The 9,365-nt window shown below is 73.3% G+C and carries 11 protein-coding genes; 2 read left to right on the top strand and 9 right to left on the bottom strand.

The window, feature by feature from the left end; translation table 11 throughout:
• From AOK23_RS16615 to AOK23_RS16605, 3 genes are all read right to left on the bottom strand, one after another.
• Positions 1-545 (bottom strand): HAD family hydrolase (locus AOK23_RS16615; protein WP_476718302.1); only part of this gene is annotated, 545 nt, incomplete at its 3' end.
• Between the two features lie 99 nt (positions 546-644).
• Positions 645-1,487: a hypothetical protein gene (locus AOK23_RS16610; RefSeq protein WP_055713489.1), complete on the bottom strand. Its 843-nt coding sequence runs from the start codon at positions 1,485-1,487 to the stop codon at positions 645-647.
• Positions 1,488-1,703: 216 nt separating this feature from the next.
• Positions 1,704-2,891 carry an ROK family transcriptional regulator gene (locus AOK23_RS16605; RefSeq protein WP_079049522.1) on the bottom strand — a complete coding sequence of 396 codons (1,188 nt, stop codon included), beginning with the start codon at positions 2,889-2,891 and terminating at the stop codon, positions 1,704-1,706.
• Here AOK23_RS16605 and AOK23_RS16600 point away from each other — a divergent pair.
• Together AOK23_RS16600 and AOK23_RS16595 are read left to right on the top strand one after the other, a co-directional pair.
• Positions 2,890-4,035: a Gfo/Idh/MocA family protein gene (locus AOK23_RS16600; protein ID WP_079049521.1), complete on the top strand. Its 1,146-nt coding sequence runs from the start codon at positions 2,890-2,892 to the stop codon at positions 4,033-4,035. The two genes, AOK23_RS16605 and AOK23_RS16600, sit on opposite strands and share 2 nt — an antisense overlap.
• Positions 4,032-4,589: a heme-degrading domain-containing protein gene (locus AOK23_RS16595; protein WP_240496413.1), complete on the top strand. Its 558-nt coding sequence runs from the start codon at positions 4,032-4,034 to the stop codon at positions 4,587-4,589. The genes AOK23_RS16600 and AOK23_RS16595 overlap by 4 nt, the downstream gene beginning before the upstream one ends.
• Positions 4,590-4,703: 114 nt before the next feature.
• Here the strand turns inward: AOK23_RS16595 and AOK23_RS16590 are convergent, their stop codons facing one another.
• The 6 genes from AOK23_RS16590 to AOK23_RS16565 form a co-directional block, all read right to left on the bottom strand.
• Positions 4,704-5,561 (bottom strand): fumarylacetoacetate hydrolase family protein, encoded by an 858-nt coding sequence (locus tag AOK23_RS16590; protein ID WP_055713486.1) that lies wholly within the window; start codon positions 5,559-5,561, stop codon positions 4,704-4,706.
• 152 nt (positions 5,562-5,713) lie between these two features.
• Positions 5,714-6,478: a YidC/Oxa1 family membrane protein insertase gene (locus tag AOK23_RS16585; RefSeq protein ID WP_055713483.1), complete on the bottom strand. Its 765-nt coding sequence runs from the start codon at positions 6,476-6,478 to the stop codon at positions 5,714-5,716.
• A 140-nt stretch (positions 6,479-6,618) separates the two neighbouring features.
• Positions 6,619-6,930: a DUF6412 domain-containing protein gene (locus tag AOK23_RS16580; protein WP_055713482.1), complete on the bottom strand. Its 312-nt coding sequence runs from the start codon at positions 6,928-6,930 to the stop codon at positions 6,619-6,621.
• 145 nt (positions 6,931-7,075) lie between these two features.
• A complete protein-coding gene (locus AOK23_RS16575) occupies positions 7,076-7,324 on the bottom strand; it encodes a hypothetical protein (protein ID WP_055713481.1) in 249 nt (82 codons plus the stop codon).
• On the bottom strand, positions 7,321-8,655 hold the full coding sequence (locus AOK23_RS16570) for a S8 family peptidase (protein WP_079049520.1): 1,335 nt from the start codon (positions 8,653-8,655) through the stop codon (positions 7,321-7,323). Before AOK23_RS16570 ends, AOK23_RS16575 begins: the two co-directional genes overlap by 4 nt.
• A 260-nt stretch (positions 8,656-8,915) precedes the next feature.
• On the bottom strand, positions 8,916-9,365 hold a 450-nt coding region (locus AOK23_RS16565; protein ID WP_055713480.1), incomplete at its 5' end, for a class E sortase.

Raw genomic sequence — 9,365 nt, 5'->3', positions numbered from 1 at the left:
CCACCGAGGGCCCGCTGCCCGCGACCGGCGCCGTGGCCGCGCTGATCACCAAGGCGACCGGGCAGCGGGCCCTCGGTGGAGGGGCCGGTCTCGTCCGGGTTGGTGGCGATGAAGCGGGCGCCGGCGTTGATCAGCCGTACCGCCTTGGTCATGGCCTCGAAGGAGTAGGTGCGGGTCTCGCCGAGGACCACGTAGTCGGGGTCGTGGTCGGTGAGGACGTACCCGATGTCGTGCAGGGCGGTGGTCAGTCCGGCCTCGCCGATGACGTACGCCGTGCCGCCGGGCCGCTGGTCGTCCAGGAACTGGGCGGTGGCGAGGGCCGAGGTCCAGATGTGGTCGACGGGGACGTCCAGGCCCATGCGGGAGAGCCGGGCGTGCAGATCGCGCGGGGTGTAGATCGAGTTGTTGGTGAGCACGAGGAAGGGCCGGCCGGACTCCCGCAGCTTCTTGATGAAGGCGTCGGCGCCGGGGATCGGCACACCCTCGTGGATGAGCACCCCGTCCATGTCGGTGAGCCACGACTCGATGGGCTTGCGCTCTGCCATGTGCGATCTCCTGCCGTACGTGCGGATCGGCTCCCAACCCTAGGGTGGCGTGGCTGAAATGAGGAGGGCGATCTTGGCCGCTGAGACCGTCCCGCCCGTTCACCGCCGACGTCTGCGCACCCCTGCCGCCAGTACCCCTCCGACGGCGAGGGTCAACACCCCGACGGCGTACGGCAGCAGGACGTGTCCGGCGCCGCTCGCGGCCAGCTCCCCGGGGTACGGTCCCGCGTCCGGCGCCGGGTCCGGTTCCGCGCTCACTCGGTCCCCGGCGGGCCGCTCGCTCTTCCCCGCCGACGGTGACGGGCCCCCGTCGCGCCGCCCGTCCGCGTCCTGGTCCCGCTCCTCGCTCTCCCTTTCGTGCTCGTCCTCGTCCTCGTCGGTGATCCGGAAGCGGTAGTCGTTGGACTCCCCCACCCATTCGCTGTCGTCGCCGCGCCGCTGGACGACGGCCGCGTTGGCCACGACGTCGTTGGGCACGGCCGCGTCGGAGGTGACGGAGAGACGCACCTTGATGGTGAGGGTGCCGTCGGCGGGCACGGTGAAGCCGTCGCCGTCCTCGTCGAGCACGCCGACCAGTTCGTCGGAGTCGGTCTCCTCGAAGGCGACCGGCCGGGAGGTGGTGCCCTTCGCGTCCTCGAAGTACTCCAGCTGCGGCTGCGATCGCTTCAGGGCCCGCCCGTCGTCGACCAGCACGATCACCGGGTGGACGTCCGCGCAGGTCCGGTCGGTGGTGTTGGTGAGCTCCACCGCCCAGGTCCGGAAGCCACCGCCGGCGACATAGGTGGCCGGTCCCCCGTCGATACGGGTCAGGATCGGGAACTCCTCGCTGTCGGCCCCCGCGCAGTCGGCGGCCTCGCCCACCGCCGCGACCGCCACTCCCGGACCACCGCCGAGGCCGGCTCCGACGGCGAACACCAGGGTCAGACAAGTACACAGTCGCATGAACACATGACCATGCCAGCGCCGCCGGACCGTGCGGGGAGCCACGCCCGGGACCGCCGGGGAGACGGCGGAAGTCCCCTCGATCAGCGGAGGCAGGGGCGTCGGAGGGCGCCCGAGGGCCGCCGGAGGGGCGCCGCCCCGCGGACCGCTCGTGGGCGCGGGGCTGTGACGCATGCGGCTCCGCCGCGTCGGCGGTCCGAGCGACGCCCGGCGGGCCTATCCGTCGGCCCGACCGAACAGTGGTGCCAGCAGCAGTTGGGCCGCCCCTTCCGCGACCCCGAGCGACCCGCCGGAGGCGACCCGTACCGGCACGTACGGTTCCTCCCCCTGGAGCCGGGCCCACTCGTCGAGCATGGCCCCCACCCCGCGGATGAACACGTCGGGTCGCTCCTCGACGGTGCGCCCCCCGAGCAGCACCAGCTCGATGTCGAGCAGACCGACGAGGTTCGCGGCCCCGGCCCCCAGGACGCGCGCGGCCTCGTCCACGTCACCCCGGGCGACGGCCGCGAGGCACAACGCCTCGATGCACCCGCGGTTGCCGCAGCTGCACGGGGGCCCGTCCAGCTGGATGATCTGGTGCCCGAACTCCCCGGCACGGGTCCGCGCACCCCGGTGGACGGCCCCGCCGATCACGAGCCCGGCGCCGAGGCCCGTACCGAGGTGGATGTACGCGAAGGAGCCGTGCGTCCCGAGGGCCACGGCCAGCCGCAGCGCCGCCGCGTTGGTGTCCTTGTCGACGACCACGGGGGTCCGCAGCCGCCGGGCCAGGGCCGCCCGCAGCGGGAACCCCTCCCACTCCGGGAACCCGGTGACCCGGTGGAGCACGCCGTGCAGATGGTCGAGGGGGCCGGGCAGGGCGACACCGACGCCGAGGAGGGGGGCGTCCTCCTCGGCGAGCAGCCCCTCCACCTCGCGCGCCGCGTTCTCGACCACGGCGTCCGCCCCGGCGCCCAGGTGCAGCGGGGCGCGCCGCTCGCCGACCACCGTCCCGGTGAGGTCGCAGACCACGGCGGTCAGCGCGTCGCGGTCCAGATGGAGCCCGACCGCGTGACCGGCGTCGGGGACGAGCCGCAGGACGGTGCGCGGTTTGCCGCCGGTGGAGGCGCGGTAGCCCGCCTCCGTCACGAGCCCGTCGACGCGGAGCCGGGCGATGATCTTGCTGACGGCCTGTGGGGTGAGCCCCGTCCGGTCGGCCAGTTCGAGGCGGCTTATCCCAGCCGCTCCCGCGGTCCGCAGCAGGTCCAGCACCAGCGCGCCGTTGTGGCTGCGCAGCGCCAGGAGGTTCACTCCCGACGCCCCCGCGGCGCGCCCGTTCCGGTTGCCGGTGCCGTTCCCATTACCGTTCACACCCCCATTGTCCCCCGTGCTTGCACTTTGGCAACAGCGTTGCTTAAGTGGACGCATGACTGGCACCACGAACGGCACGGACTCCACCGGTACGGCCCCCTCCGCACCGGACGCGCCCGGTGCGGCCCCCGCCGCTCCCCTGCGCGTGGCCCTGGTCGGCTACGGCCTCGCCGGCTCCGTCTTCCACGCCCCGCTGATCGCCGCGACGGGGGGCCTCACCCTCGACACGGTCGTCACCTCGAACCCGGAGCGGCAGGCGCAGGCCCGCGCCGAGTTCCCCGGGGTACGACTCGCGGCCACCGTGGACGAGTTGTGGGACCGGGCGGACGAACTGGACCTGGTCGTCATCGCCTCCCCCAACAAGACGCACGTCCCGCTGGCGACCGCCGCGCTGGAGGCGGGCCTCGCGGTCGTCGTCGACAAGCCGATCGCCGGCACGGCGGCCGAGGCGCGTGAACTGGCCGCCCTGGCCGACGCCCGCGGCCTGCTCCTGTCGGTCTTCCAGAACCGCCGCTGGGACAACGACTTCCTGACCCTCCGCAAGCTCCTCACCGACGGCGAACTGGGCGAGGTCCGCCGCTTCGAGTCCCGCTTCGAACGCTGGCGGCCCCAACTCAAGGGCGGCTGGCGCGAGTCCGGCGACCCCGCAGAGATCGGAGGTCTCCTCTACGACCTGGGTAGCCACGTCGTCGACCAGGCCCTCACCCTCTTCGGCCCCGCCACCCTGGTCTACGCCGAGTCCGATCTGCGCCGCCCCGGCGCCGAGGCGGACGACGACACATTCATCGCGGTCACCCACGCGAGCGGCGTCCGCTCCCACTTCTACGCCTCCGCCGTCACCCCCCAGCTCGGCCCCCGCTTCCGGGTGCTGGGCTCCGAGGCCGGCTATGTGAAGTACGGCCTCGACCCGCAGGAGGCCGACCTCCGCGACGGCGCGCGTCCCACGCCGGGCGCCCCCTGGGGTGTGGAGCCCGAGGACCTGTGGGGGCGTATCGGCGCCGGCGAGTCCCCCGCCACCGGCGGCGGCAGCCCCGTCCCGACCGTCCCCGGCGACTACCCCGCGTACTACGCGGCCGTGGCCGCCGCCCTGCACGGCACCGGCGAGAACCCGGTCACGGCGTACGAGGCGGCCGCCGCGCTGGACGTCCTTGAGGCGGCGCGGAAGTCGGCGGCGGAGGGAGTGGCGGTGAGGCTCGCATGACGAACACCCCGAACAGCGGGACGCCGAGCACCGGGACGCCGGGCGCCGGGTCGCCGAGCGCCGGGACCGCGAGCGGCGAGAAGCCGGGCATCGAGGAACTGGAGGCGCAGGAACGCCGCCTGGTCCTGCCCCGCTTCGACTTCGAGGACGCGTGGGCGCTGGGCTCCCTGCTGGTGGAGATGGCCCGTGAGCGCGAGGCCCCCGTGGCCATCGACATCCGCCGCGGCCCGCAGCAGCTGTTCCACGCCGCGCTCCCCGGCTCCACCCCGGACAACGACGCCTGGATCGACCGCAAACGCCGCGTCGTGGAACGCTACGGCGCCTCCTCCTACCTCGTCGGCGCCCGCTTCCGCGCCAAGGGCACGACGTTCGAGGCGTCGTCCCGCCTGAACCCCGACCAGTACGCGGCCCACGGCGGCTCCTTCCCCCTGGCGGTCGAGGGCACGGGTGTCATCGGTACGGTGACGGTGTCGGGCCTGCCCCAACTGGAGGACCACGCGATGGTGGTGGAGGCACTGGAACGGCACTTGAAGCGTCAGTCCGGCGACAGCTGACCCAAAGGGGGGCGGGGAACTGCGCGACCGGCCACCACGCAACCCGCGGTCGCCGACGCCCCGCAGCACCCCCGCCCCTCAGGCGCCCGGCGTCCCGCGGCTCGCGGCTCGCGGCTACGCCTGCCCGAACTCCTGCCGCTGTCGCCCGAGCCCCTCGATCTCCAGCTCCACCACATCCCCGGCCTTCAGGAACGGCTTGGGATCGGGCTCCCCCAGGGCCACCCCCGCGGGCGTCCCCGTGTTGATGACGTCCCCGGGGTAGAGCGTCATGAACTGGCTGACGTACCGCACGACCTCACTCACGGAGAAGATCTGCTCGGCGGTCGTGCCGTCCTGCTTCAGCTCCCCGTTGACCCACAGTCGGAGCCCCAGCTTCTGCGGATCGGGCACCTCGTCCGCCGTGACGAGCCACGGCCCCAGCGGATTGAACGTCTCGCAGTTCTTGCCCTTGTCCCAGGTCCCGCCGCGTTCCAGCTGGAACTCCCGCTCGGACACGTCGTGGGAGACCGCGTAGCCTGCGACATGCGTGAGCGCGTCCTCGCGGGACTCGACGTAGCGCGCCGTACGGCCGATGACGACCGCGAGCTCGACCTCCCAGTCCGTCTTGGCCGACCCGCGCGGGACGAGCACCGTGTCGTACGGACCGACGACGGTGTCCGCGGCCTTGAAGAAGATCACCGGCTCGGCGGGCGGCTCGGCCCCCGTCTCGCGGGCGTGGTCGTGGTAGTTGAGCCCGATGCAGACGATCTTGCCGATCCGGGCGAGCGGCGGCCCGACCCGCAGTCCGGTCGCGTCCAGCTCCGGCAGGTCTCCCGCCTCGGCGGCCTCCCGGATCCGGCCGAGCGCCACCTCGTCCGCGAGCAGCTCGCCGTCGATGTCCGGCACGATCGCCGAGAGGTCCCGCAGGACACCCTCGGCGTCGAGCAGCGCGGGCCGCTCCGCGCCCGCCGTACCGACTCGCAGCAGCTTCATGGTCACCATCTCCCTCGAACGCCGGCCGCCCGACCGATGGGTGCAGCCATCGGAGGACTGGTCGATCGTCCAAGGTCACTATTCACTCCGCAAGACCCGGTTCACGGACTGGACCGCTACTCGCTGGTAGCCCCCTCCCGGGGTCGGTCCCGCTATGCGGCGGCGGGCGCCGGAGTGGCCGCGGGGGTCACGGGGTAGAGCGCCGCCCGCTCGATCGCGCTCCACGTCGTACTCGTCACCACGTACAGCGCGGCCGCCAGCGGGACCACCGCCACGGTGAGGAGGGTGAAGAACGACAGGAACGGCATGATCTTGCTGACGGCGCCCATGCTCGTCGCCAGCCCCGGCACCTGGTCGTCCCCGGCGGCCGGCATCCCGGCCGTACCCGCCGCCATCATCCGCTTCGTGCGGCGGAAGTTGAAGGCCGCGACCCCGGTGACGATCACGAACAGCCCCACGTAGACGAGGCCCTGCGGCCCGAGGAGACCGCCCGCGCCCAGCGCGTCGGCGAAGCGGTCGCCGAGCGGTGCCGCGAACAGCCGGTGGGTGAGGAGTTCGTTGGCCTCGCCGCCGATCTCCTTGTTGGAGAACAGGTGGTAGAGCAGGAAGAACGCGGGGAGCTGGCAGAGGCTGGGCAGGCACCCGGACAGCGGTGACACCTTCTCCGCGGCATGCAGTTCCAGTACCGCCTTCTGGAGCTTCTCCGGGTTCTTCGCGTGCTTCTTCCGCAGCTCGGCGATCTTCGGCTGCAACGCGACCCGGGCCCGCTGCCCGCGTGCCGCCGCCCGGGACAGGGGGTGCACGAGCAGCCGTACGAGCGCGGTGAACAGGACGATCGCGGCGGCCGTGGCGGAGGCGTGGAACAGCGGGTCGAGCAGATCGGCGAGACGCGCGACAAGGTCGGCGAAAACGGACATGGGTGGGAGCCCTCCAGGGGTCTCGTCGTGCCAGGAGTGGTCCGGAACAGCCCGGTGACCGGGGCGTCCGATGACGGGGAACTCGGCGCGACGGCCCGCGTGAGGGGCACGGGGGTGGTGCGAGGAAGTGGGGGTGTGCCCTACGCGGTGACCGTCAGGAGGGCACGTCCGGGCGCCCGGGGTCGCCTACGACCGCGGGCGTCGGGATCGCGTTGGGCGAGGAACGCCGTACGACGCTCCCGGTCCCTGATCGCCGTCCGTACGCGTGTGCGCGGGACGACGGGGGCGCAGCGCGAGGCGATGACCGCGCAGGCGGCGAAGGCCGACCCGGCCGCGGCGGTGGCCGCGAAGGCCACGGCGGCGGAGAGGGTGCCGGCGTCCAGCACGGACAGCTCGAAGAGGACGAGGAGCACGACGGCGAGGGGGCGCAGCGGGGCCAGGGCACGGAACACGGCTCACTCCCCCTTTCGACGCGACACGAACTCCCTCCGTTTATACAGGACGCCCCGGACACCGATGCCGGGTCCGGGGCGTGGGGTTCGTTTCACCGGGTCCGCCGGGGCCGCACCGCGGCCCCACCGGAAGCGTTCCGCGGCCTCACTGGGCCGGAGAGTCGGGCGGGGGCAGTTGGACCGTGCGTTCGCGGTCGACGGCCTCGACGCCGTCGACGGCCTGCAGGGCCGCGATCCGGTTCTCCGGGACGGTTCCGGAGAGCGTGCCGACGACGGGTTGTTCGCCCGTGACCGTCAGCCCGGCCCGCCGCAGGGCGTCGACGACCTCCGCGAACCGGTCGGGGTCGACCGCGAGGACGACCCCGACCGGCGCGGAAGCGGCGGACTCGCTCACGGGGCCTGCAGCAGACCGTGGCCGACGTCCCGGATGGGCTGTGCCAGCGGGAACGCGCCGGACTTGAGGCGGGCCACGAGGTCGGCCGCGGACACGTTCGGGTTCGCCTCGCCGAGCAGGGCTAGGACGCCCGCGACATGCGGCGTGGCCATGCTCGTACCGCTCAGGTTCTGGTAGCCGCCGCCGGGGGCCGCCGACCGTACGTCCCTGCCGGGCGCGGCGATGTTGATCTCGCCGCCCTGCCCGTTGATGCCGCCGTTGGAGAAGAACGACGGGGTGAGCGCCCGGTCGAGGGAGGCCACCGCGAGGATGGAGGGGCAGTTGGCGGGCCGGCCGACGGGGTGGATGACCGGGGGCCGGTCGCTCTCGTTGCCGGCCGCGGCGACGATCACCGTCCCGCGCTCCAGGGCGCGCCGGGCGAGGATCTCGTAGGTCTGCGGGAACAGCTCGCCCGGCCGGACCGCGGCGCCGAGCGACATGGAGATCACCCGGGCACCGCGGGAGATGGCCCAGGCGATGCCCGCGAGGATCTGGCCGTCCGAGCCGCTGCCCCGGTTGCTGAGGACCTTGCCGGCGAGGATCCGGGCGTCGCAGGCGACGCCGTAACGGGGGCCCTGCTGGGGCTTGGCCGGGCCGGCGACGGTGCCGATGCAGTGGGTGCCGTGACCGTTGCCGTCCTCGACCGACTCACCGAGCACGAACGACATGGTCTCCTCGATGCAGCCGGCCAGGTCGGGGTGGTCGGTGTCCACACCGGTGTCGAGGACGGCGACCTTCACCCCGCGACCGGTCAGGTGGGACAGGTTGGCCCGGATGGCCTGAAGGCCCCAGGTGAAGGTCTGCTCGTCCGCCGCCGGGCCCTGCGCGGCGGCGATCTCGGCCCGCGTGTGGCGGTCGACGACCTCCTCGTCGCTGCGGTAGGCCGGGAAGAACTCCGTCGGCGCCTGCGTCGGGGCGGTGATCGGCATGGCGTACACCATGCGCTCGGGCTCCGCGGCGATGATCGCCGGGTCGGCCTCGGCCGCGGTGACCAGCGCGTGGCGCTGCTCGGGCCGCACCTCGACGACGGCGGCCGCGAGCTCCTCGAAGTGGACGGAGACGTCGGGGCGCTCCAGCAGTTCGGAGACGTTGCCCACGTCGCTGCCGCGGACGCGTTCGACGGAGGCGATCTCGGCGGAGGAACGCAGTGCGTTCAGTCCGCTCTCCTGGTTGCCCGGATCGAGCAGGACGACGTACCTGCCGGTGTACTCCGCACCCTGGGGGGTGCCGGCACCGTTCATGCGCTGGGGCTGTCCGTCGTGACCGCGCCTGTCCATGGGGCCGTTCGCCATTGAGTTTCCCGCTTTCTGTGCACTGCCCCCGAGGGATCGTGGACGCGCGTCGGTTCACGGAGCGCTGGCATGCCGAGATGGCGCAGGTTCGTGTGGGCGCGGCTGGGCCGCACGTCGACGCGCGGCGCCCTCGCCTGCGGCAGAGCGGTCCCGTGACGGACCGTTGCCTCCGCGTGGCGCCTCGAACACCGTCGCACCGGGTGCGGAGGTCGGCAACACAGCGCGTCCGGGCGGGGCAGCGACCGCGGCCACTCCGGCTCTCACCTGAGTCGCACGGACCGGAGCTTGCCCCAGACCACGAGCCGGTACGTGGAGGTGTACGCCGGGGTGCAGGTGGTGAGCGTGAGGTAGTGCCCGGGCCTGTCGTACCCGTACGTCGGCAGCACCCCGCTGCGCGGCACGGGGCGCAGGACGCCGCCGTCGCCGGGCGTGGTGCGGGGGAGCGTCCGGTCGACGACGTACGTGTGGACGGCGTCGCGGGTCTCGATCCGTATCTCGTCGCCGCGGTCCAGACGGTCGAGGTGCCGGAAGGGCTCGCCATGGGTGTTGCGGTGCCCGGCGAGCGCGACGTTCCCGGGCCGCCCGGGCTGCGCGGTCCGCGGGTAGTGGCCGACGTACCCGCGGTCGAGGACGTCCGCCCGCCCGATCCCCTCGGCGACGGGGACGCGCAGCCCGAGGCGGGGAATGGCGAGGACGGCGTAGACCTGGGC

The organism is Streptomyces torulosus, from assembly GCF_001419765.1.
In the GTDB taxonomy this organism is placed as follows: Bacteria; Actinomycetota; Actinomycetes; order Streptomycetales; family Streptomycetaceae; genus Streptomyces; species Streptomyces torulosus.
The sequence above is the reverse complement of the archived record's forward strand: the minus strand, read 5'-3'. Positions and strand labels throughout refer to the sequence as shown.